This is a genomic window from Parapedobacter sp. GCM10030251 (assembly GCF_042666505.1).
Classification (GTDB): Bacteria; Bacteroidota; Bacteroidia; order Sphingobacteriales; family Sphingobacteriaceae; genus Parapedobacter.
In genome coordinates this window covers 916949-937629 of sequence record NZ_JBHTDN010000001.1, presented here as the reverse complement: position 1 = coordinate 937629, position 20681 = coordinate 916949, and the positions used below count along the sequence as shown (strand labels likewise).

The window sequence follows — 20681 nt, the reverse complement described above, 5'->3', positions numbered from 1 at the left end:
CAACAAAGAAATTATTGCAATAAAGCCTACAGAATAAAATGCCCAAGACGTATCCCAAATATCCTCCATAGATAAAAAATAAAGCAACAAATAGTAATATGATAATATGAAGGAATACAACAAAAAAACCTTGCTATATGATATACCTTTCTTTCGCTTTTTCAGGACTACTAAAAGCAATCCTAAAAGAGCAGGTATTAAAAAGGTTGCTATGTTATAAGACATGTTATCCAATTATTCCATGACATTGAAATTAACCACGCCATTAGTGAAACCATCATTATTATTGACGATATATGAACTTTTAGTTTCATGTTAGGCAACGCCATTTACAAACAGGTCGTACAACATTCTTTGGTTGAGATTAACTTTTATATTCCAATAATGACTACATCCGTCTAAGACGATTGACACTTCGTTGGCCAGTGCTTGCATATCTGTATCGGATTTCCATAGAAAGTTTATCCAGATTACCTTTTCGCCTGCGGTGTTTACATAACCTAGATATTGCCTGACATATTTCCTAAGATTCAGATGAATGACAGGACAGCCGCTGCCCTGATTAATCATAGGATTATTCAATTCCGTCAAGCCTTCTTTTATTAGTTGTTCTGCTAACAGGACATCTTCTTCTTCTGGTGTATATCGTTCCTTTTGATTCTCGATGTTCATGAGAACGGGTTGGCCTTTGCCGAGGACGTATCCTTTAAATCCTTTCCCTTGTATGAGACCAGGTGTTTGGGGATTCAACCACAGAAACAACAGCATACTGAGTAATGTCTTCATACTTGCGTTGGTTTACAGTTCGTCCTCGTAACCACTCTTTTTAAATAAGAGCTTTCACAATTGTAATTAAGAAGGACATACCTCCTATCACAATGAAAACCCACCAGTATTTTCTCAGTGCTGCCCACCCATCGTTTTGAATAGAGTACTTGGCCATAATACCGAAGAAAATAATTACGATTGACGATAATAGTCCTTTGAGCATTGTTTTATAGTAGGTTTGTTCTTGGATTCTGTAGTCAGTTTTGAAATTGCTCAAATGGCTTTACATCGGTATCAGGATAATTAAAACAAGCGCTACAGATACAAAAGCATTTTTGATTATTTCAGTTTTGGCCATTTTGTTCATAAAGGTCGTTATAACATGCAAGGTAGTACATCGTTCTGAAATTTGCAAGTACTGTTTGACTACGAAGGCTGGTACTGGAAAGGGCGAGAAATTATGGGAAAAATCTATCTTAAATAAATGGGCTTTCCAGGATACCAATCAGCTCCGTTGCCTTCGTATTTAAATAGCACATATAGCATTAAAAGGATATAAGAGATAATTACTATTCGCCAAAATACAGGGAAATTTTCTTGTTCCGGTTTTATTTTTTTGTATTTTTTACCCTGTCGCCTGTTCATTCTCTCAAAGATTGTACGTTGTCAAACTAAACAGCAAAGAGAACTTTTATACATAGCGCTTGGAGGGTATGACTGTTTATTTGTATTTCTTTTGTATCAGGCGTTTTAGTTTATAAAGTCGTTGTGATGTGCAAGATAAAACATCGATTTGAGATTTGCAAGTGCCATTTATACTGCGAAGGCAGATGAATGGATGGGTAAGGATTTCGGCTCCAACGATGATGGCAAAAGAATAAATTGTCCGTTTCATTTTTAGACAGGCCGCGAACCAGGCATGTATCCAAATATTCGTCACCCTATTGTAGTGGAAGCCTCTCTATAATTTAGCTAGCCTGCGCGCTCGTCCTCGCCTTAGCCGATCTTATTTCTAGTCGAATGAATAAAATAAAAAACAATTATAGTTGTCAAAGCATAAATCAGCAACAAAAACGCCGTCAAAGTCCTTCTTGGTTGAGGCGCGGACTTACATCTCTGAATGATTTCCTTATACTTCTTTTTTCTAAAAAATATGCAGCCATTTATTCCCAATAGCACAATAATCAGCAACAAAAGATCCAACGCATACGATGTAGTGAAATAAGGCCAGGAAAAATAAACACCCAAAGTAGCTACATTAAGCACTTCAAGCATGGAAAGCAGAAATACTCCGTCATAGATTGGCGAGTAAAGATTTGAACCAGGCACATTACCCCTAAAATATTCTACGTATCGATAAAGATGATAGTAAAAATAATAATAGAAATTATTCATGGCTCTATATCTGCGAACTATTTTGCGAAAGATTAACCGATCACTGTTGGCGTAAGACCAACTTAACTTTCCGGTAAGATTGGGAAAAGAAATAAATATTTTTCCCAGATTGCAGGCGAATACACACGACGCCGAGAAGGGCAAATGGTTCGTAAACTTCTATTATCGTTTTCTGTTCGATGTTCCTTTTTTTAAAAAAGACATTCTCAGCAATAACCTGCCGACCGGATAGATAAACAAAGGGTAACCAAATGCTGACGAGGGTATATAGAAAAATACAACAAAGGGTAATGCCTACCATAAAAACGTTGCCCGAAAAGAGAACAATTGTGCATAGCAAAATGAGCATTACGAAGTAATATATGATAGCTCCTACGGGATTTCCTAAACTACTTAGCTGAATTTTCTTCATGATTTTTTTTTAGGTACCGTAGATATTCTTCCGTGTCCCTCGGTACAGATCTATCTATCGCCTTCTTTGAAATGTCTGGCTTTGAATTGTTGGATTTCGTCATAATTATTGATACCCAGTAACTCCACTCCGCGTAACAGCGACAGTTTGCCCTCGGCTGTAGCCATGGAAATGACCGGATCGAGCTCCCGCCTGCCATTTGCGCTGAACAGTTTGAAATGGTATTGATATTCCTGGCCCCCGGCATCCGTAAACTTGACATAATTATTTACCCCCTGTGACAAACGAGGGGTCAGCGTTTGGGCGAGCGATGCGTTATTGCCATAGTAATCATTTATGAAAAAGTCGATGGCGGTTATGTCTGTAAATGGATAAAAGGTGCCATTTACCCGTATTCCCTCCATCGTAAACTCAATATCACCTGTCAAAGTGCCCCGAAGCGGCTGGTACCGGAAAAAGGATGCAACCAGAAAAAACAGGGTAATACAACTCAGGACAATACCACATAGCAATCCCGCTTGTGAATCTTTCGGGAATAGCAGCTCTCCCAAGCCCCAGAACACGACAACGTACGATACCCAAAGTGCGAAGATAACCCGGTCTTCATCGATGTGCCGCAGTTGCTTGTCTGGAATGAAAAGCTGGAAAGTCATGGCTTATCGGATTGGGCTAAATTGCAGATAAAGACCTACTCCCAGTAATATCAATCCAATCAATAGAACTAGTACGTCCATGCGTTGCTGACCTTCAATGGTGAAATCTTCCGGCTGATCGGGTTGGTAATATACGGTTACCTCCTCCCCCTTTTTGTAGGCTGCAGGCATGGTTCCATCGGAATACTGCGCCCTTATATGTTCTCCGTTTTCTAATGTGAATTTTACGATGGGGTAATAAAGATGCCCATGCCGGATATCGGTCTTCGATACGAGTTCGATCACCTTAGCCTTGGCTGTCTTGCCTTGTCTACGGAATTTTTGCCGTTTGACTCGTCGGATAAAATAGAATAACAGGAAAACAACGCCGCCGATGATTGCAATTAATGACTTGGATGCCATATTATATTAAAAGAGTCTTCTTTTTTTAATCTGCCATTCTTTTCCTAAACCTACTCTATGAGCAGAATATCCAGGCTCTATATCAATCACATCCTGAATACTGCTGTCATGTTGCACAATTTCCCCTAATGAAATCACTAAGTAATCGGAGTCATTTGCATCCTCCTCTCCTACAAACTCCCACATTCCGTCCTCAAGATGATGATAGACATGTGTTATGTTCTCCTGGCCACTCAAAATGAAACGAGTAGTTATCACAGCGACATTCTTATGCCGGAAGTATAAGCGATTCTTCCTACGGAATTCTCGTCTTGGGGGTGTCATTTTGGTATCCCTTTCATATTAGAATCAACCCCGCTGACATAAAAGCCGAAGACAAGGAAAAGGTAAAGAATACGCGCACGCATGTTGATCGGTACTGGTACGTTGTTTATTTCTGTTTTGGCCTTTAGTTTATAAAAGTCGTTATAACACGCAAGGTAATACATCATTATCATATTTGCAAGCATTGTTTTGCCACGAAGATAGGCGAACGGAACGGATGGGTATACGGTAAACCGAAAGATAGTTGGGTTCCTGACTTTTTCATTGCCTGTCTAGTCGCTTAAGTCCTCGGTATACTGCATAAACTGCAATTCATCGGCACTTTTCTCCGTTTGGATGGTTTCGGCATTCTTGATGCTATCTAACATCTGCGCATTGTACTTGGTGGTCAACGGTTTAAAGTCTTCTCCCATCCATAAAAACGAGGATTGGATTTTGGAAAGCCGCTCGATTTCTGCGATTTCAGGGTAAGACCAAGCGATCCATTGGCCAGATCTATTACCGGTACTTTTGCATCGGGGTATTTTTTGGGATTGTATGTGTGGAGGGGTAAATTGTTGGTGGGGTTGTTTACATTCTTGATATTCAATCCAAACGTAAGTTAGGCAATAAACCCCCAAAATTGGGTGAAAGTTGGGTGAAAATTAAGCTAACAAACTATTCAATATCCAAATCTTATTTACTACATTTGTTAGCAACAAAAATTCACCAATAACCTTAATCATCGACTTATGGCCTATTTTATGTTCATCGACGAAAGCGGGCAGGATCATCACGATTCTCCTTACGAGGTTTAGCCGGTATTGCCATCCGTGACGATGATTTGTGGACAATGATTAAAGCTGTTCATGATTTAGAGATGAAGTGTTTCGGTCCTAAATACCGTGACACGCGGAATGAAATTAAAGCAAAGAAGTTTTTAAAACGCAAAACATTCCGTTTGGCTAACCAAATGCCAACAATTCCATTAGAAAGCCGGACAACATTGGCAAAAGCAGCACTTGATAATGGGGAACAAGTAACAAAAGAAATCCTAACCGCGCTGGCTCAGGCCAAATTGGATTACGTAACACAACTCCTTGAATTATGCCATCAATTCCGATGTAAGGTTTTTGCCTCTATCGTACATGACCATCATACCTTGCCGGATGAAGACCACATGCTGCGTAAGGATTATGTGTATTTGTTTGAGCGGTTCTATTATTTTCTGGAAGATAAACACGACGAGCATCAAGGAATCGTAGTGTTCGATGAACTGGATAAATCGGCAAGCCATTTGGTGCTCGATCAGATGGAAAAGTACTTCAAACGGACTCGAAAGGGCCAAATCAGATCTAGCCTAATTATCCCCGAACCGTTCTTTGTACACAGCGACCTGACAACCGGAATCCAAATCGTAGATTTCATGGCTTACATTCTTTCGTGGAATTTTCGATCGGGCAAATTAGATAAGGCATCCCGGCCAGAACTTGATTCGTTCCTGGATATCATTAAGCCGCTGCGCTATCGCACATTCAGAGAAATCGACAGCGGAAAGGGATTCGAAATATGGAGTATATCTGTCGTATAAACAAAAAAGGCAATGCCACTACTGGCAAAGCCTCCGATACAAAGGTAAGGAATAAAGTTTGTATAATGAAAATAAATTCTTTTCCTAGTGGGCTTACAGGTAAACGCATTGCAGAGAAAGAATGATCAGAGTCGAAAATTCAAAAGCGAAAGGTTATTACCTCCAAGAGACGGACCGCCCCAAAAAAGGGCTACAAGGACAACGATGCGTTTTTGGTAATACATAAATAATGAAATATATTTGTGAGAATAGGAGGTTTGATATGAAAAACCCTACGGATAAAAAATCAAATGCTACTGACTCGAAAGCAGATCATGTGCGCGATTATGGCAATGATCCCTATTTTGTAAAAAAAGCAAATAAATCTAAAGCCTTTCTGGAAAAACATGGCTTCCCTAAGGAGTTAGTCGATAAAAAGCAATTTCAGGCGTAGGTCGTCATCTTTACGACTTGCTTCTTGAAAAAATGACTACCAAAAAATGAACTGCAAGGTATCATTTCAGAAACTCGCAATGTTACAAATGGAACTGCTATCCAAGCAATCACCGATTTCATTGGACGAGGCTAAGCAACAGGTATTAACGCTGAAAAAGACAAGGTCGTCAAAAAGCAAGAAGGGACGAGACGAGGTGGTCACAAATTGTGACTACCTTTAGATGATAGTAATCCTACATCCTTATTTTTTCATAGCCAGTAAAACTAGTCCAATCAATAAAGAAATTATTGCAATAAAGCCTACAGAATAAAATGCCCAAGACGTGTCCCAAATATCTTGTACCTTCGCATCGGCCTGGAATGAAATGGAGTAAGTGGAGGTGAAGAATTTTTCGTCTTTCGTATTGTCTGTCCGGTATTTGAGCTTAAAATCTTTCAGTTCCGCTAGTTCGGAAATAGTCAATAGTCGCCCAGCTTCACGGGGAATCCGGGCTCCCCATACGCCATACAATACTTTCTGGTTTTTCGTTACGGCATCCGAGTAAACCCCGGGCAATTGAATTTGATAGGATTAGTTCTTTTAGGTAAATACGTGATTAATTGATCTTGGTATAAAAGTAGGTGGTTGAAGTTGGCTGTGGAATACTCAGTATTGGGTATTTTTTTGGGTGGACGGATAGGGTGTAAATTGTTGGTGAGGTTGGTTGTAAACAACAAAGCCACCGCAAGCAGTGGCTTTGTTCTGTTATAGCATAAGCTTACTATTTCAGTTCTGATTTGACCTTTAAAACGAAATCAGCGGAAACAGCCGCTAGAGAAGCAATTTTTTCTACAGAGAAATTTGTGTTAAGCAATAAATTCTTTACAATTTGCGCAGTGGTCTCCCTTCTCACCGAATCAAACGCATTCTGCGTATCCCACTTAGCCTTTAAGCTTGCTTCGTATGCCATTCGTTCCTCCTTTTTTAACTTTGCCACTTCCGATATCTTAAAAATCAGCTGGAAAACCCGCTTATCCAGAAATGTTGGCACTTTATCCAGTGTGCTCATGTGCTTCAACAGATACATCCACTTGTCCATATCCGTGAGCAGACCATCCTCTTCTTTTACAAAGTTAATCAATTCTAAAAATTTAAAACCCAACTTATTGTAAAAAGGTTTGCAGGTGTGCTTATCCATTAAAGCAATATTGTGGAAGTACCGGCCCTGTTCACCGGCATCCATACTGAATTCCAGAATGCCGATGAGATACACTTCCGGAAGCTTGTAACTGTTGGTTTCTCTCCCCTTCCGCAGCAGCCGCTGGATAAGTCGCGATACGTAAAACAGTGCCCGGTCCTTGAAATGATCCTGCCGGATGCGCTGCATCTCCACAATGAAATATTCGCCGTTGTCGCCCCGGCAGTGCAGGTCGAAAATGACACGCTTATCCGTAACGTCGTCCCCATCATATTCGTTGGGGGCATACGTTAGATCAATGATGTGTTTCTCGCCCTGGAACAGGTCGTTCAGGAATTCCACCAGAATCTCTTTGTTGGGCTCCTGCCCGAAAAGACGGCGGAAGCCCCAGTCGGTGAGCGGATCAATGAATTTCCCGATTCGGGGTTGTTTGGGTTGTTGGTTTTCCATAATCCAGTTTTGATTGGTTATTGGGCAAAGATAGGGAAATCAGTTGATTTTAACTAATATTTTTAGTCAATTCCGTAATTAGGAAACCCATAACCAATTCAAAATTTCGGTTACCGGATGGAAACCACTATTCCACTGGGCAATCGGCGAGGCGCTGCCGATGAAAAAAATAATTAACATTTATAGAATATTACCCGGAAAACATGTTGCAGCAAACATCAACACTACAAAATAACCAATGGTTCAAATTTAAGATCTTCGATTCCTCCTTCCTCCATCAATGTTCTCTCTCGATCACTTACAACTAACAAAGGTCTTGCATACCTAACCACTGAATTCTACCCCTACGTTAGGTTTATGATCAATTTTTGATGGTCGCAAGAGTGCAGCAGCAATTTATTCTTTTAATTGCATTACTTCTTTCACCTATTGACGGGTCCCTTCTTTAGGTAATGTCTTAAGCAGGTCTTTGGCGGGCACTTCTTTAATTTCACCATCACGTTTGATTACGAGACTTTCCCCATTGGCAGCCGATTCTTCTACCAACTTCCGCAACGCTTTCCGCAGTCCGTACAACACTTTATCTGAGAACGATGTTGATGAAGGTGTATTTATTGGCATAATGTTAAATATTAAAAAGCGGCTCCTGGCGGTTATCCCAAAAACAGATCACCGTTACAATACGGCCATCGCGCTCGCCCCAACGTTCCATTAGTTGTGATGATAATGAATCGTAGGTATCTTCCGCCTCGGGAGTAAAGCTGAGCGTATATTGCATTAGGTTGGTTTAGTTTCGGTTTAAGCTTGCTTGCTGACTTTACCGTTTCAAAAAATGTTTCTCTTTGAACTCCTCCAGTCCGATGGTCTTGCCTTGGGCAGCTTGCTTCATTCCTCTATCGATGCTAGCCTTCACATGATCTGGCAACGTACTGGACTGCGGTTCGAAAGGAACCTTCAATGCCTTCAAAACTGATTTGACGGTTTTGAGTTGTTCAGCATTTTCCGGATGAATCATAATCGCTTCCATATTCGTTTGCTTTATGACAAAGTTACGAAAATTAAAATCTTATTTTCCGATTGATCTAATTTTCTCCGTACAGAGCCGCTTGACAATTTCTTTCATCTAAGTAGCTTTGCAATCAATTCCTTTGCTTCTGTCCGCTAAATATGTGCGAGACCGCCATTTTGCCTAAAATGAATGTTTCTTGCTGGATGAGCCGCGATCAATGATGTGTTTCTCGCCCTGGAACAGGTCGTTTTGATTGGCTCCCGAGCAACAAGCTAATCTCTTAAAATAATTGCTATACTTCAATATTTTCGTAAATTATATCCCGTTATTTTGTCGTCGAGTACGAACCTCATAAACATGACACTTCAAACATTACCTTTTAGTACACTCATTGCAGTTGACAGACGGTCCACAACTCCTATATTCAGGCAGGTCGCAAACAGCTTGATAGAATTGATCAAAAGTGGAAAAATAAAACCTGGTTATCAATTGCCAGCAAGTCGGGATATGGCGTCAATGCTAAAACTAAACCGTACAACGGTAGTTGCTGCTTATGAGGAATTGCAAGCTCAGGGTTGGTTTGAAGTGATAGAACGGAAGGGCAACTTCGTTGCGCGACGGTTGCCCGTAATGAACCCGAAATCGTTCGGGGTGAGCTCCTCAGATAAATTCTTATCACAGGAACAAGAGATCTTTTACCGACAGGTTGCTGCTCGCCAACCGGTAACAAGGCAGCTAAAGCCTTACCAGTTGATGATTAATGATGGTTATCCTGATGCGAGGATTGCGCCTTTAGATTTGATAATCGATCGGTACAAATTTTTGTCAAAAAGAACGAATATCCACAGTAAATTACTAGCCGACGGCTCGCACGGAAGCAATTCGTTGAGAACGGAACTTGCGTTGTTTTTGTCGAAAACCAGGGCTTTGAATATCACTCCTGAGCAAGTTCTGGTGACCCACGGGGCACAATTAGCTATTTCTGTTGCTGCAAGTATGATTCTACGGCCTGGCAGTACTGTTATTGTCGGCGACGTAAACTATGTTTTAGCTGATAGACTTTTTGAGCAGCTGGGTGCTAAGCTTATAAAGGTTAAAGTTGATCAAGATGGCATTGATGTCGATGCAATTGCGCGCATCTGTAAACAATCAAAGCCTAGCCTCTTGTACATTATTCCCCACCACCATCACCCGACGACTGTCACACTCAGTGCTGAAAGGCGAATCAAACTTTTAGATATCATTCGCCGTTACCGTCTTCCTGTAATCGAAGATGATTACGACTATGATTTTCACTATGAAAATGCACCGATATTACCCTTAGCCAGTGCAGAACACGATGGCTATGTTCTTTACGTTGGATCAATTTCTAAAACGTTGGCTCCAACGATCAGGCTGGGGTATTTGATTGGAGGAGAGAATTTCATATGGCAGGCAGCTAAACTCAAACAGGTACTGGATATTCGGGGCGACGTACTATTTGAAGAATCTGTTGCCCACCTTTTCGATATGGGTGAAATGCAAAGACATCTGCGACGATCGGTAAAGCTGTACAGGAAGAGGCGGGATGAGTTCTGCGAGATTTTAAGTGCTTCTATTGGAAATGTTGCCAATTTCAATTATCCAAATGGAGGAATGGCGGTTTGGACCTTATTTGATCCCGAATATTCCATACCCCACCTCTCAGAAAGGCTGGCCAACCGGGGTATTTATATGAACGATGGAAGCCTTCACAAGTACAGAATTGATGTCAACGGAATAAGGTTTGGCTTTGCTTCCTTGAATTCAAACGAAATGGAAACTTTCGGCCAAGCCCTTAAAGAATCTATATAAGCTTCCCTATTATATTCTTTTCCAGTCATCGAACCTTATCTTACCCGGATAGAACTCTCCAGAGGGAACTAGGCCTGATTTTGAAATGCTATGGAACATGTATTTGTCGTGCTGATTAGATACTACAACTTTATCTTCACCTTTCGCCTTCAAATAGCTTTCCACGAAATCGCTCATCAAGCCGCGGTCAGGTCCGGCTATCTCCACTATCTTGTTTTTGGGTTGCTCCAAAGCGAACCTTACCACATAATTTACCACGTCCTGCAACGCTATCGGCTGATAGTCAATTGTCGAGACGTGGACGTTCCGGCCTTCACCCTGAACAGCGATAATGGTTCCTATATGCTCATGGAATTGGGTCGAGCGGATGATAGTATAAGGTATGCCGGATTCGACTAAGGCATCTTCCTGATACTTTTTTGCTTGCAGGTATCCTATATGTTGTGCCCGATCTGTTCCGACAATAGAAAGTACCAGATGATGCTTGATATGCGCAAGCTTCTCTGCCCCAATGAGGTGTTTAGCGGCCGTACGAAAAAAATCTAAAGCGATTTGATCATCTGGTGATTTTGAATTGGAAAGATCAATTACAATTTCGGTTCCATCCAAAGCTTCTTTAAGACCTTCCCCCGTCAAGATATCAATGCCGGCTGAGGGTGCTCCTACAATTACCTCATTACCCATAATTTCCAATTTCTCACACACTCCCTTGCCGACCTGGCCGCTTCCTCCGATTACTAAAATTTTCATGATTAAACTATTTAATAAAACTTGTTGAAATAAAAACAGATTCCATTTATCAATGCGAGCTACCGTCTTATTGATTTACAAAAAAAGAGATAAAATAGACGACGATGACCATCCACTATTCAGATTTGCGGCAGTCCAGGTCCTAACATTAGTGTTTTGAACTTGGGTAAATTGTTGGTGGGGTTGGTTGTAAACAAAAAAGCCACCGCAAGCGGTGGCTATGTTCGATTGTAAAGAAACTTATTTGTCTTTTTTCTGGAGGTCCGCGCGGACTTTTTCGACGAAGTCGATGGATACTTCGGCTACCTCGGCAGCCTGTTCGTTCGTTAAACCAAGCTTAACGATCAGGTTTTTTACAAATTGATAACCAGCTTCCTCCTTCCCTTCTTCTTTTCCTTCACGTCTAACCGAATCAAACGCGTTTTGCGTATCCCACTTAGCCTTTAAACTTGCTTCGTATGCCATCCGTTCCTCCTTTTTTAATTTTGCCACTTCCGATATCTTAAAAATCAGCTGGAAAGCCCGCTTATCCAGAAATGTCGGCACTTTATCCAGCGTGCTCATGTGCTTCAACAGGTACATCCACCTATCCATGTCGGTGAGCAGATCATCCTCTTCCATTACAAAGTTAGTCAATTCCAAAAACTTAAAACCCAACTTATTGTAAAAAGGTTTGTAGGTGTGCTTATCCATCAGGATGATGTCATGGAAGTAACGGTCTGTGACCACGGCATCCATGGTGAATTCCAGAATGCCGATGAGATACACTTCCGGAAGTTTGTAACTGTTGGTTTCTCTCCCCTTCCGCAGCAGCCGCTGAATGAGCCGCGATACGTAAAACAGTACCCTGTCCTTGAAGTGATCCTGCCGGATGCGCTGCATCTCCACAATGAAATATTCGCCGTTGTCGCCCCGGCAGTGCAGGTCGAAAATGACGCGCTTATCCGTAACGTCGTCCCCATCATATTCATTGGGTGCATACGTTAGATCAATGATGTGTTTCTCGCCCTGGAACAGGTCGTTCAGGAATTCGATCAGAATCTCTTTGTTGGGTTCCTGCCCGAAAAGACGTCTGAACCCCCAGTCGGTGAGCGGATCAATGAATTTCCCGATTCGGGGTTGTTTGGGTTGTTGGTTTTCCATAATCCAGTTTTGATTGGTTATGGGCAAAGATAAGAAAAATCGATGATATATACTAATATTTTTAGTTAACACTCCAAATCGAAGAGATGAAAACGATCAGGGGCATGCGGGTAATGATTGACCGAGATTTAGCGGAATTGTACGGGGTGGAAACCAAGCGTATTAACGAACAGATTAAACGAAATGTTGATCGCTTTCCAGAGAGATACTGCTTTCAGCTAACTTAAAAAGAAAAGGATGAGGTGGTCGCAAACTGCGACCACATTCAAATCATTGATAGCTTTGCTGCCATGCGCAGGTTTCTGTATGAAGATGCGGCTATCTTCCGGCGTTTGGATACACTACAAAGAAAACAGTTATAAACAGATAGCAAGTTTCATGATTTTTCATGGCTATTCCTCTGTTGGCCGTACGAAGGTAGCGAGCGAAAACGGAAAGGCATTACAGGAACCAGAAACTGATTAGTTGACCTGCATATAAAAGTAGCTGATAGCTGTATGCGGTGAAATACCCAGTAGTGAGTAACAACGGAAAGCTAAGAAATCGACAACAGACAAAAGGTGCTTCATGTTTTTTTTGCAGATTAAAGAATTATCGATACTTTTGCGCCTCAATTTTTGATAGAAGCTATTGTATCACATTTTAACTGACGGAGCAATGTTCATCGCATACCATACTGCTAACAGGATTCCTTCCATGGTGAAGGAAGCGCTCCGTGCTATCCAATAGCATTCGTTGCCCTATGCAACGGCGGTCGCCGGTGCGCCATTTCAAGAAAATTATTTTTAAGTAAATAGGAGCTCGCTACTCCACGGTGTGCTACGTGGCCGTGTGATTCCTTTAAGGTTTAGCATTTAATTGATTAGGCCATGGGCCAGTTAAAATTAAAAGGAAAAGACTTGCTGAAGCTGGGTTATCCCAGTCGCAGTGTAATCAAAGCCATTGCAGTAATGCAACGGCAATTCCCCAGACGGGACAAAAACTATGTGCTCTCCATATTGAGCAATATACTAAAAAACCCGCTGGCTTATGTGGACGACCTGGCGCTCGGCGAAATCGCCGAAGCACTGGTGAGCCCAACGGCGGTACGGCGGCAAACCCTCAACGCACAAAGGGCGCCATTTGCGATCTTCGGCAAAGAACATATCCGTGATGAAGCTTTTAATCAGCTATACACGGCGCTGAAGCTACCCATCGCTTTACAGGGGGCGCTAATGCCGGATGCGCATTCGGGCTACGGCCTGCCCATTGGGGGTGTATTGGCAACGGACAACGCTGTTATCCCCTACGGAGTAGGGCTGGATATCGGCTGCCGGTTATCACTGTCTATATTGGATACGCCGGTGACGTACCTGGAGGGTGCCAGAGACCGGTACGCAAAAGCGCTGGTTGACCATACCCGCTTCGGAATGCGGGAGGTACATGCTTCGCCCAATGATCACGGGGTATTTGAGTCGGATGCCTTCCGAAGCATCCCCCTGCTGCGAAAGCTGCATGGAAAGGCCATCAAGCAGTTTGGCACATCAGGCGGTGGAAATCACTTCGTAGAATTTGGCGAAGTGACGCTGACGGCACCGCATCCCGAGTTGGATTTGAAACCGGGCAGCTACGTAGGGCTTTTGTCACATAGCGGTTCGCGGGGCATTGGGGCGTCAATTGCACAGTATTATACGAAAGCGGCAATGGCACAATGTCCATTACCGAAGGAGGCCCAACAGTTGGCATGGCTGGATTTGGATACGCACCTGGGCATGGAGTATTGGGTAGCTATGCAACTGGCAGGTGAATATGCTGCTGCCTGCCACAGTGATATCCATAGGCGGTTGATCCGGGCTGTGGGTGGACGGATCACGGCGAGGGTGGAACACCACCATAATTTCGCCTGGAAAGAGATACATGAAGGCCGCGAAATAGTGGTGCACCGAAAGGGCGCGACACCTGCCGGATATGGTGTGGTCGGTTACATCCCTGGGTCGATGGTTGACAAAGGTTATCTGGTGGTTGGCCGGGGCCACGCGGAATCACTGCACTCGGCCTCGCACGGGGCGGGAAGAATGCACCCTCGTGATGCGGCACGGCGGATGTGGTCTCCTTCCGAAATGAAAAAAGTACTCGCACAGCACCGGGTTACGTTGATCGGCGGCAGCTTGGAAGAGGCTCCTATGGCGTACAAGCGCATTGCAGAAGTGATGGCGGCGCAAAAGGAATTGGTAGATATTATCGGCACGTTCCAGCCACGAATTGTACGGATGGATGGTTGATACAAAGCACTTGGAACGATGGAAAATAAAACAATACAAAACCGATATTACTTCCAGGCGCTGGATAATTATCCTTACAACCTGGAGGAAGCGGTCACGGCGTTGAATTATGCATTGGCTTACGATGCAAATGATGCAGATAGCTTGTGCCTCATGGGTAGGCTCCATCACGAAGTATTGCGGGATTATCGTGCTGCAAGGAGATATTTCGAGGAGGCCCTAGCGGCAGACGTTTACACGCTGTCGGTGTATCCCTATTTCGCGGATTGTTTGCTGGCGCTGGAGGAGATGGAACACGCAAAGAAACTGATCGATTTTGCGTTGACACTGAAAGGTATGGACAAGGGCGTGATGCTCCAGAAAAAAGCAACATACTACGAACGGCTTCGAAAATGGAACAAAGCGCTGGATAACATACGACAGGCGGCACACTATGCATCTTGCACACAGGAAATGGATGCGCTTGATGAGCGGGAAAAGCTTATTGAGCGGAAAAAGAAAAAAACGAAATGACTGTAATGAACCGGTTGCAAATTGTGACCGGTTCATTTTAAAGAGGTCGACCGCCAATTTTGCCGTGTTTGTAAAAGGCTAACGTGAACTGCGGGCGTTAAGCAAGGCCGCGAGCGAATTGCTACCGTCATCAATTTCTCAAATCGCTAAATTCTTTTCTCAAGAGGAAAATACTAGTTATTGAAATCAATATCGCTCCGGCAGTAATTAAGATAAAGTTTGTAAAACCGCCATATAATTCTGATAGCGATTGATTCATCATTGTTTCCGTATCCATAGAATACATCCCTATAAAAGCAAAAAGATTGTTTACCAAATGGATCAAGATTGATAGTGATAGTTTTCTTGTTCTATAATATACCCAACCTGAAAACAATCCAATTACCAAAGCACTAATAAACTGCCATGGATTTAAATGACCGATTCCAAAAAGAACACTTGATAGGATAATTGATTTAACTGGAGAATATCTTTGTAAAAGTCCCTCCAAAATAATCCCCCTGAAAATCAATTCCTCTATTATAGGCGCGGCAATGACTATGGCCAAGAAAGAATAGATGCTTTTTTTATCTGCAAATTCAAGAAATACCTTTTGCACAAACTCAGGCACCGGTATTAAATTAACTATGGGCGAAGTTATGCCTGTCTGAAGTCCAATTGTAGCGAGAAAAATTAATCCCATTGCCTTCGTTGAACTCAAACTAAAATTGTAATTATTTACTGCTGTTCGTTTATTTCTGATGAAGTGAGCGATACCGAAGGGAACTCCCATCGCTAATAAATAATAAACTAAAAAAGAAATCTCCTTTCCCATCGCTTTATTGAGCACGAGATTGACGGGACTAAATACCAGCGCTGATAGTATCGTTATTCCGACGATTCCCCAACTTTGTTTAATACTAGGGTAATAAGTACGTTGATCTTCAATCATGGAATTTCATTTTAGCTTCATTAGGCTACTTATACTACTAGCCATGTATAGAACCTATTGATTTATAAGCGTAGTTGTAACATACAAGGTAAAATATCTGATCGGGAATTACAAATTCTGATTAGTTATACTGGTTTCAAATAGAGGCGATTAAAAGGTCTTGTTGGTAAGAAATTCCTCCGCCAATATCGGATAAGTACAGAGTTGGAACATTTCTATATCGACCTAGTATTCTACAATTATTTGCTAAAGAGCTGTGATCTGTTGAAACATACAATCAATATTAGCAATAGCAGCACAGAGTCGTCAGGCTTCCTAAATTTTCGAAGTATTGGATAACATTTGGCACCTTTTTAGACTCCGTTAAAAGAAATTCCCTCTCAGCTTTACCTTTCCGATGTGTTTTCTTTCCAATGTATGCCCCTCTCCGTTGTACACCACCAAATAGGCTCCTTCCGAAAGGAGGTACGGAAGCTGCAGCTGTTCGCCCGGCAACAGTAACGCCGTAAAATAGGGAATCAGGCTGTCAACTTCCAGCTTGTCGCCCAATTCTGAATAGTAAAACAATGCTACTTGTATTTCCTGATTTGTGTCATTTCGGTATTCTTCCTTGCCGTCCCACGCCCCGGTATAGTGCCTATTACTAACCACCTGTAAATCGGTTGACGCTAGTTTTTCCTGATTTCCAAACTGCTTGCGCTCCATCAGAGCATAATTGCCGGAAATGTCGTGCCGGTACGCGTTCAGGCTGAACTGATCAATAGTAAGCGGATCGATGCCGTATCGTTCCTTAAAAATTGTTGCCATCCATTTCTTTCCATTTCCATCCGGGCGTTCCATAATATGCGAACCACCGGCAAAAACAAACACTTTGGCTGAAGGATCTGCAGCAAACGTGCCTCGGTACAGGTTATCGGCCTCACCCTCTTCCCTATCCTTATCAGGATCTGTATTCTCATAGGCCACAAAGCGGAAATCCAGTTGCTTAGCTAACCGTATCAGATTGCTGAAATTTTGCTCCCTCGTGTAGTATCCGGTTCCCAGCCTGGGAAATGCGTCGGCTTCGTTCAACACAGTATCCTGCCCTTCGGCTAAAGTCTCGAGGGCAAAGTAGGTGTATCCCAACGCCCGCAAGCGGGTGAGCAGGTCCATCGCCAAGAGCCGGTGATGCGGATAGAAATGCATCTCGTTAACCATCACTATCTGCTTATCCTTGGCTAACTCGATCATCTTTCCGATTGCCTCATCGTCTTGATAAGCGGAACCAAGTACCATATTCCGTAGGCTATCGGACAATTTCAGATTGTCCTCCCATGCCTCAATCAACTCGCTGTAATATCGATTTTGGCCAAGGAAAGATGAAAACATGAGTTGCATTTGCACTTCCAGGCTGTTCGGAAACTCCGGAGATACGGGATACTCGCGGGTTTCCAGTAATGCTTCCAAATAACGGTGCGAATCCATATGACGATCGACAACATCCATCACATTGCCCGTAGAATCCTGACCGATACAAATGGATACCGCAAAAAAGCACGAGGTAACCGCGACCCCCATGGTTCGTTTTACGTACTTAATATCAATTTTCATGTCACTAGTTTTATAACTATAAAATTAGTTATAAAAACCGAAGATTCAAAATCTAGTGTAATGCTCCCTTTTATCGAACCGGGTGTTTAGAAAAATTCATTCGAAGACGAAAGCGGGGAATTGAAGCAGAAAAGGAACCGGAAAATGGACGAATCGCGAAAATCGTTGGGATGGATTGCCCCTTGACCTCACGAACGCGATCTAAATCTCTCAAATGGTTAGTTTGAGTTTATGAGCAACGTCTTTTTACAGTATATTATCTTGCTTAGGGAGCGTTTTTAACAATTCCTTGGCTGGTGCATCTTTTATTTCACCATCAATTTTCACAACGAGATTATCGTCTTTAGCTGCTGTCTCTTCGGCAAGCTTACGCAATGCCTTTTTAACGCCGTAAGCAATTTCTCCGAAAAAGATGCCCCAGATGGAAAAGATGTTGGGCTATTTAATGCCATTGCTTTGTCCTTGTATCATTGACCAAATTTCGTCATTAACGATTGCTTTTCCAAAACATTGAACGGGCATTTTCACCGAACTTTTTACGCATGTTATTGTTTCAACATAAAGAGAAGCCATACGCCATTTTAATTTGAATGTACAATGATAGATATAGCCCGTCGATTTCCCGAAAATCCCCTTGTGGTACCGAAAGATCTGAGTCCCAGTAGTGAAGGCCTGGCAATTATTTGCCTATTTAATCCTGGTGCCTTTACCTTTGAAGGAAAAACATGGCTGGTAGCCAGGGTTGCTGAAGGCATTGCGCGAAAACCAGAGGTCATATCCTTTCCTGCTATCAATGACCAGGGCAAAACGGAGATCGTTGAAATACCGTTAAATGATCCTGAGCTTATCGCCAATGACCCCCGGAAATTATCCTATAAAGGCTTAGGGTACCTCACCACGATTTCGCATTTAAGGTTGCTTTGCAGTGATAACGGTGTGGACTTTTATGAGCCTGAAGGATATGGTCCGCTGACTGGCCAAGGAACCCATGAAAAGTTTGGCATTGAAGATTGCCGCGTCACTAAAATAGACGACACCTTTTATCTTACCTACACCGCGGTGTCAGACAACGGTGTAGGTGTGGGGCTCCGGCTAACAAGAGATTGGAAAAACTTTGAGCATAAGGGCATGATATTTCCGCCTCACAATAAGGACTGTGCAATTTTTGATGAGAAAATAAATGGCAAATTCTACGCCTTGCACCGGCCGGTAAGTATTGAAGTTGGCGGAAAATATATCTGGCTGGCCGAATCAAGTGACGGCCTGCAATGGGGAAACCACCAGTGTATCGTAAAGACACGGACAGGACTTTGGGATAGCGCACGTGTAGGCGCCGGCGCGGCACCTATCAAAACTCCTTATGGCTGGCTGGAGATTTATCACGGGGCTAATGCAGAACACCATTATGCCCTAGGTGCATTTTTGATGGATCTGGAAAACCCTGCAAAAATCATCTCCCGAACCATAGAACCAATCATGGTCCCACGTGAAGAATATGAGATCAGTGGCTTCTTTGGAAATGTGGTATTCACCAATGGCCATATTGTAAACGGGGACGAAGTAACCATCTATTATGGAGCAGCTGATGAATCCATTTGCGGGGCAAAATTTTCAATACAGGAGATACTGTCTTTGCTCCGGGAGTTATAGCAGGTATATATCAGGCCTGCTGGTCGGCTAAAAGCGCAATTTTCAAACTTTCATAGGCATCCTCTGCTGTTACCGTAAGCTTGTGATCATGATCTTCAATTTTAGCGATCAGGTCTGACAAGATACTCTGCAAACACGCGCCGTAAACTTCAGATTTTGTCTGCGGAATTTCAAAACTGCCTTCAACCATCTGATTTACATCATAACTGATCGCTCCGCCGCGTATGCTGCTTTGAAGTTCCATAGCAGTATTACCCCAGCCCGCTGGCCGCGAAACATCGCTGAGCTCAGCAATTGGTGTAATCCTTTCTGTCTTTAGCCCCGGAATGAGCTGCAGCTTATTTTCAGTCACTTCGTTTACCAGCGCCTTGATCGTACCCTTCATCGGTATCCACCCCTCAATTTCTATTTTTGCAAGATCATACATCAGTCGCAGGGTGGTCTGCTCGAAAAATCCAGGACCTGAAAACGAATGGTAATGACTGGCAATCAGTCCTCCATCATACAGCACCATCGCCGAAACCTGGTCTTGCTGCCTGTTATTCCTGTTGTGTGAACAACCAAAAACCTTGCTGACCTGCTGACTGGTCAGCGCATTGACGATGTCAAAAAAATGCACGCCATGTTCAATAAATATTCCCCCGGAAACAGCTTTATCCCAAAACCAGTGTTCAGGTGGCAAGGATTCATCCTGTGCATAATTTGTAACTACAGCATGTCTCAGCTTGCCGAAGGTTTCCTGGGCGGTAAGTGAAATCAAAGCTCTTACAATTGGGTTATAACGCAGCATGTGATCTACGGTAATCACTTTCCCGGTTTCCTTTTGAGTAGCTAATATCTGCTCAGCGCCTTCGGCGCTCAGGGCAATGGGTTTCTCGAGCAAAACATGCTTATCCGTCCGCATCGCCGCGCAGGCGATTTCCGCATGAAAAGCAGGCGGGGTGGCGATACTCACAATATCAATTTCCTCATTACCGATCAGTTCTTCCCAGTTCTTATATTGCTTCAGGCCGCCGGATTGCTCATCTTCCATGCCGCTATCCGAAACCGCCACTACCTTTATGCCCTCCATCTTATCCCACCAATGGTGTAGAAACTTACCAAAGCCACCATACCCTATAATTCCGATATTGTATATTTTCATTTATATCCTCTTTACTAATTATTCTACATTCAAATAATTTGTAATTGCGGCCTGATCTGGAGATTAACAATGTCGGCGGCATTGTAGTTGAGCCAGGCCACACTCATGGAGCCTATGTTAAGAATATGGGCAAATGAACGGTGCTGCATCCTGTTAGCTATCGCCCACGTGGAGATTGGGATCATGCGCATCTAGATTATGTGAATAAGCGTCAAACGCTTTGACATTAAAACATTAACCGGCCGTTAAAGTTTTAGTTATAATACGGTA

22 protein-coding genes are annotated in these 20681 nt (G+C 42.9%); 7 read left to right on the top strand and 15 right to left on the bottom strand.

Annotated features, from left to right (window positions below; genetic code table 11):
- Positions 1–315: 315 nt before the first annotated feature.
- The 5 genes from ACFQRK_RS04155 to ACFQRK_RS04135 all read right to left on the bottom strand — a co-directional run bounded on the left by ACFQRK_RS04155 (position 316) and on the right by ACFQRK_RS04135 (position 4367).
- Complete coding sequence (locus tag ACFQRK_RS04155; RefSeq protein WP_379003942.1) at positions 316–786, bottom strand: hypothetical protein; 471 nt, start codon at positions 784–786, stop codon at positions 316–318.
- A gap of 1839 nt (positions 787–2625) precedes the next feature.
- Positions 2626–3228, bottom strand: a complete 603-nt coding sequence (locus ACFQRK_RS04150; RefSeq protein WP_379003940.1) for a hypothetical protein — start codon at positions 3226–3228, stop codon at positions 2626–2628.
- A gap of 3 nt (positions 3229–3231) precedes the next feature.
- Positions 3232–3630, bottom strand: coding sequence for a DUF3592 domain-containing protein (locus ACFQRK_RS04145; protein ID WP_379003938.1), 399 nt, complete (start codon positions 3628–3630; stop codon positions 3232–3234).
- A 6-nt stretch (positions 3631–3636) separates the two neighbouring features.
- Positions 3637–3816, bottom strand: coding sequence for a hypothetical protein (locus ACFQRK_RS04140; RefSeq protein WP_379003936.1), 180 nt, complete (start codon positions 3814–3816; stop codon positions 3637–3639).
- Between the two features lie 410 nt (positions 3817–4226).
- Positions 4227–4367, bottom strand: coding sequence for a hypothetical protein (locus ACFQRK_RS04135; protein ID WP_379003934.1), 141 nt, complete (start codon positions 4365–4367; stop codon positions 4227–4229).
- A gap of 419 nt (positions 4368–4786) precedes the next feature.
- Here ACFQRK_RS04135 and ACFQRK_RS04130 point away from each other — a divergent pair, with 419 nt between their 5' ends.
- Entirely contained in the window at positions 4787–5524 is a 738-nt protein-coding gene (locus ACFQRK_RS04130) for a DUF3800 domain-containing protein (protein WP_379003931.1), read from the top strand.
- 262 nt (positions 5525–5786) lie between these two features.
- Positions 5787–5957, top strand: coding sequence for a hypothetical protein (locus tag ACFQRK_RS04125; RefSeq protein WP_379003928.1), 171 nt, complete (start codon positions 5787–5789; stop codon positions 5955–5957).
- A 243-nt stretch (positions 5958–6200) separates the two neighbouring features.
- Here the strand turns inward: ACFQRK_RS04125 and ACFQRK_RS04120 are convergent, their stop codons facing one another.
- From ACFQRK_RS04120 to ACFQRK_RS04100, 5 genes are all read right to left on the bottom strand, one after another.
- Complete coding sequence (locus ACFQRK_RS04120; RefSeq protein WP_379003926.1) at positions 6201–6515, bottom strand: hypothetical protein; 315 nt, start codon at positions 6513–6515, stop codon at positions 6201–6203.
- 205 nt (positions 6516–6720) lie between these two features.
- Positions 6721–7587 carry an Rpn family recombination-promoting nuclease/putative transposase gene (locus ACFQRK_RS04115; RefSeq protein WP_379003925.1) on the bottom strand — a complete coding sequence of 289 codons (867 nt, stop codon included), beginning with the start codon at positions 7585–7587 and terminating at the stop codon, positions 6721–6723.
- 426 nt (positions 7588–8013) lie between these two features.
- Positions 8014–8208, bottom strand: coding sequence for a hypothetical protein (locus ACFQRK_RS04110; RefSeq protein ID WP_090626486.1), 195 nt, complete (start codon positions 8206–8208; stop codon positions 8014–8016).
- A 4-nt stretch (positions 8209–8212) separates the two neighbouring features.
- Positions 8213–8365 (bottom strand): hypothetical protein, encoded by a 153-nt coding sequence (locus ACFQRK_RS04105; protein ID WP_379003923.1) that lies wholly within the window; start codon positions 8363–8365, stop codon positions 8213–8215.
- Between the two features lie 39 nt (positions 8366–8404).
- Complete coding sequence (locus ACFQRK_RS04100) at positions 8405–8614, bottom strand: DUF2683 family protein (protein ID WP_379003921.1); 210 nt, start codon at positions 8612–8614, stop codon at positions 8405–8407.
- A 339-nt stretch (positions 8615–8953) separates the two neighbouring features.
- Between ACFQRK_RS04100 and ACFQRK_RS04095 the strand changes: the two genes are divergently transcribed.
- Positions 8954–10429 carry a PLP-dependent aminotransferase family protein gene (locus ACFQRK_RS04095; protein WP_379003919.1) on the top strand — a complete coding sequence of 492 codons (1476 nt, stop codon included), beginning with the start codon at positions 8954–8956 and terminating at the stop codon, positions 10427–10429.
- A 9-nt stretch (positions 10430–10438) separates the two neighbouring features.
- Here ACFQRK_RS04095 and ACFQRK_RS04090 read toward each other — a convergent pair whose 3' ends face one another.
- On the bottom strand, positions 10439–11179 hold the full coding sequence (locus tag ACFQRK_RS04090; RefSeq protein WP_379003917.1) for an SDR family oxidoreductase: 741 nt from the start codon (positions 11177–11179) through the stop codon (positions 10439–10441).
- A gap of 240 nt (positions 11180–11419) precedes the next feature.
- Positions 11420–12322 (bottom strand): Rpn family recombination-promoting nuclease/putative transposase, encoded by a 903-nt coding sequence (locus tag ACFQRK_RS04085; protein WP_379003915.1) that lies wholly within the window; start codon positions 12320–12322, stop codon positions 11420–11422.
- Between the two features lie 86 nt (positions 12323–12408).
- Between ACFQRK_RS04085 and ACFQRK_RS04080 the strand changes: the two genes are divergently transcribed.
- The 3 genes from ACFQRK_RS04080 (at position 12409) to ACFQRK_RS04070 (ending at position 15096) form a co-directional block, all read left to right on the top strand.
- On the top strand, positions 12409–12549 hold the full coding sequence (locus ACFQRK_RS04080; RefSeq protein WP_379003913.1) for an ORF6N domain-containing protein: 141 nt from the start codon (positions 12409–12411) through the stop codon (positions 12547–12549).
- A gap of 642 nt (positions 12550–13191) precedes the next feature.
- The gene (locus tag ACFQRK_RS04075) at positions 13192–14583 is read left to right on the top strand and encodes an RtcB family protein (RefSeq protein WP_379003911.1); all 1392 of its coding nucleotides are present in this window, start codon (positions 13192–13194) and stop codon (positions 14581–14583) included.
- Between the two features lie 18 nt (positions 14584–14601).
- Positions 14602–15096 carry a hypothetical protein gene (locus ACFQRK_RS04070; protein WP_379003909.1) on the top strand — a complete coding sequence of 165 codons (495 nt, stop codon included), beginning with the start codon at positions 14602–14604 and terminating at the stop codon, positions 15094–15096.
- A gap of 130 nt (positions 15097–15226) precedes the next feature.
- Here ACFQRK_RS04070 and ACFQRK_RS04065 read toward each other — a convergent pair whose 3' ends face one another.
- Both ACFQRK_RS04065 and ACFQRK_RS04060 read right to left on the bottom strand, forming a co-directional pair.
- Positions 15227–16027 carry a CPBP family intramembrane glutamic endopeptidase gene (locus ACFQRK_RS04065; protein WP_379003907.1) on the bottom strand — a complete coding sequence of 267 codons (801 nt, stop codon included), beginning with the start codon at positions 16025–16027 and terminating at the stop codon, positions 15227–15229.
- Positions 16028–16390: 363 nt separating this feature from the next.
- Positions 16391–17617, bottom strand: coding sequence for a hypothetical protein (locus tag ACFQRK_RS04060; protein WP_379003905.1), 1227 nt, complete (start codon positions 17615–17617; stop codon positions 16391–16393).
- A 597-nt stretch (positions 17618–18214) separates the two neighbouring features.
- Between ACFQRK_RS04060 and ACFQRK_RS04055 the strand changes: the two genes are divergently transcribed.
- A complete protein-coding gene (locus ACFQRK_RS04055; protein ID WP_379003903.1) occupies positions 18215–19267 on the top strand; it encodes a glycoside hydrolase family 130 protein in 1053 nt (350 codons plus the stop codon).
- 10 nt (positions 19268–19277) lie between these two features.
- Here ACFQRK_RS04055 and ACFQRK_RS04050 read toward each other — a convergent pair whose 3' ends face one another.
- On the bottom strand, positions 19278–20411 hold the full coding sequence (locus tag ACFQRK_RS04050) for a Gfo/Idh/MocA family protein (RefSeq protein WP_379003901.1): 1134 nt from the start codon (positions 20409–20411) through the stop codon (positions 19278–19280).
- Between the last annotated feature and the right edge of the window lie 270 nt (positions 20412–20681).

What these genes read in the sequence shown, in the direction of transcription:
- ACFQRK_RS04155 (WP_379003942.1), bottom strand. Translation starts at nt 786, where the DNA reads ATGAAGACATTACTCAGTATGCTGTTGTTTCTGTGGTTGAATCCCCAA.
- ACFQRK_RS04150 (WP_379003940.1), bottom strand. Translation starts at nt 3,228, where the DNA reads ATGACTTTCCAGCTTTTCATTCCAGACAAGCAACTGCGGCACATCGAT.
- ACFQRK_RS04145 (WP_379003938.1), bottom strand. Translation starts at nt 3,630, where the DNA reads ATGGCATCCAAGTCATTAATTGCAATCATCGGCGGCGTTGTTTTCCTG.
- ACFQRK_RS04140 (WP_379003936.1), bottom strand. Translation starts at nt 3,816, where the DNA reads ATGTGGGAGTTTGTAGGAGAGGAGGATGCAAATGACTCCGATTACTTA.
- ACFQRK_RS04135 (WP_379003934.1), bottom strand. Translation starts at nt 4,367, where the DNA reads ATGGGAGAAGACTTTAAACCGTTGACCACCAAGTACAATGCGCAGATG.
- ACFQRK_RS04130 (WP_379003931.1), top strand. Translation starts at nt 4,787, where the DNA reads ATGATTAAAGCTGTTCATGATTTAGAGATGAAGTGTTTCGGTCCTAAA.
- ACFQRK_RS04125 (WP_379003928.1), top strand. Translation starts at nt 5,787, where the DNA reads ATGAAAAACCCTACGGATAAAAAATCAAATGCTACTGACTCGAAAGCA.
- ACFQRK_RS04115 (WP_379003925.1), bottom strand. Translation starts at nt 7,587, where the DNA reads ATGGAAAACCAACAACCCAAACAACCCCGAATCGGGAAATTCATTGAT.
- ACFQRK_RS04110 (WP_090626486.1), bottom strand. Translation starts at nt 8,208, where the DNA reads ATGCCAATAAATACACCTTCATCAACATCGTTCTCAGATAAAGTGTTG.
- ACFQRK_RS04105 (WP_379003923.1), bottom strand. Translation starts at nt 8,365, where the DNA reads ATGCAATATACGCTCAGCTTTACTCCCGAGGCGGAAGATACCTACGAT.
- ACFQRK_RS04100 (WP_379003921.1), bottom strand. Translation starts at nt 8,614, where the DNA reads ATGGAAGCGATTATGATTCATCCGGAAAATGCTGAACAACTCAAAACC.
- ACFQRK_RS04095 (WP_379003919.1), top strand. Translation starts at nt 8,954, where the DNA reads ATGACACTTCAAACATTACCTTTTAGTACACTCATTGCAGTTGACAGA.
- ACFQRK_RS04090 (WP_379003917.1), bottom strand. Translation starts at nt 11,179, where the DNA reads ATGAAAATTTTAGTAATCGGAGGAAGCGGCCAGGTCGGCAAGGGAGTG.
- ACFQRK_RS04085 (WP_379003915.1), bottom strand. Translation starts at nt 12,322, where the DNA reads ATGGAAAACCAACAACCCAAACAACCCCGAATCGGGAAATTCATTGAT.
- ACFQRK_RS04080 (WP_379003913.1), top strand. Translation starts at nt 12,409, where the DNA reads ATGAAAACGATCAGGGGCATGCGGGTAATGATTGACCGAGATTTAGCG.
- ACFQRK_RS04075 (WP_379003911.1), top strand. Translation starts at nt 13,192, where the DNA reads ATGGGCCAGTTAAAATTAAAAGGAAAAGACTTGCTGAAGCTGGGTTAT.
- ACFQRK_RS04070 (WP_379003909.1), top strand. Translation starts at nt 14,602, where the DNA reads ATGGAAAATAAAACAATACAAAACCGATATTACTTCCAGGCGCTGGAT.
- ACFQRK_RS04065 (WP_379003907.1), bottom strand. Translation starts at nt 16,027, where the DNA reads ATGATTGAAGATCAACGTACTTATTACCCTAGTATTAAACAAAGTTGG.
- ACFQRK_RS04060 (WP_379003905.1), bottom strand. Translation starts at nt 17,617, where the DNA reads ATGAAAATTGATATTAAGTACGTAAAACGAACCATGGGGGTCGCGGTT.
- ACFQRK_RS04055 (WP_379003903.1), top strand. Translation starts at nt 18,215, where the DNA reads ATGATAGATATAGCCCGTCGATTTCCCGAAAATCCCCTTGTGGTACCG.
- ACFQRK_RS04050 (WP_379003901.1), bottom strand. Translation starts at nt 20,411, where the DNA reads ATGAAAATATACAATATCGGAATTATAGGGTATGGTGGCTTTGGTAAG.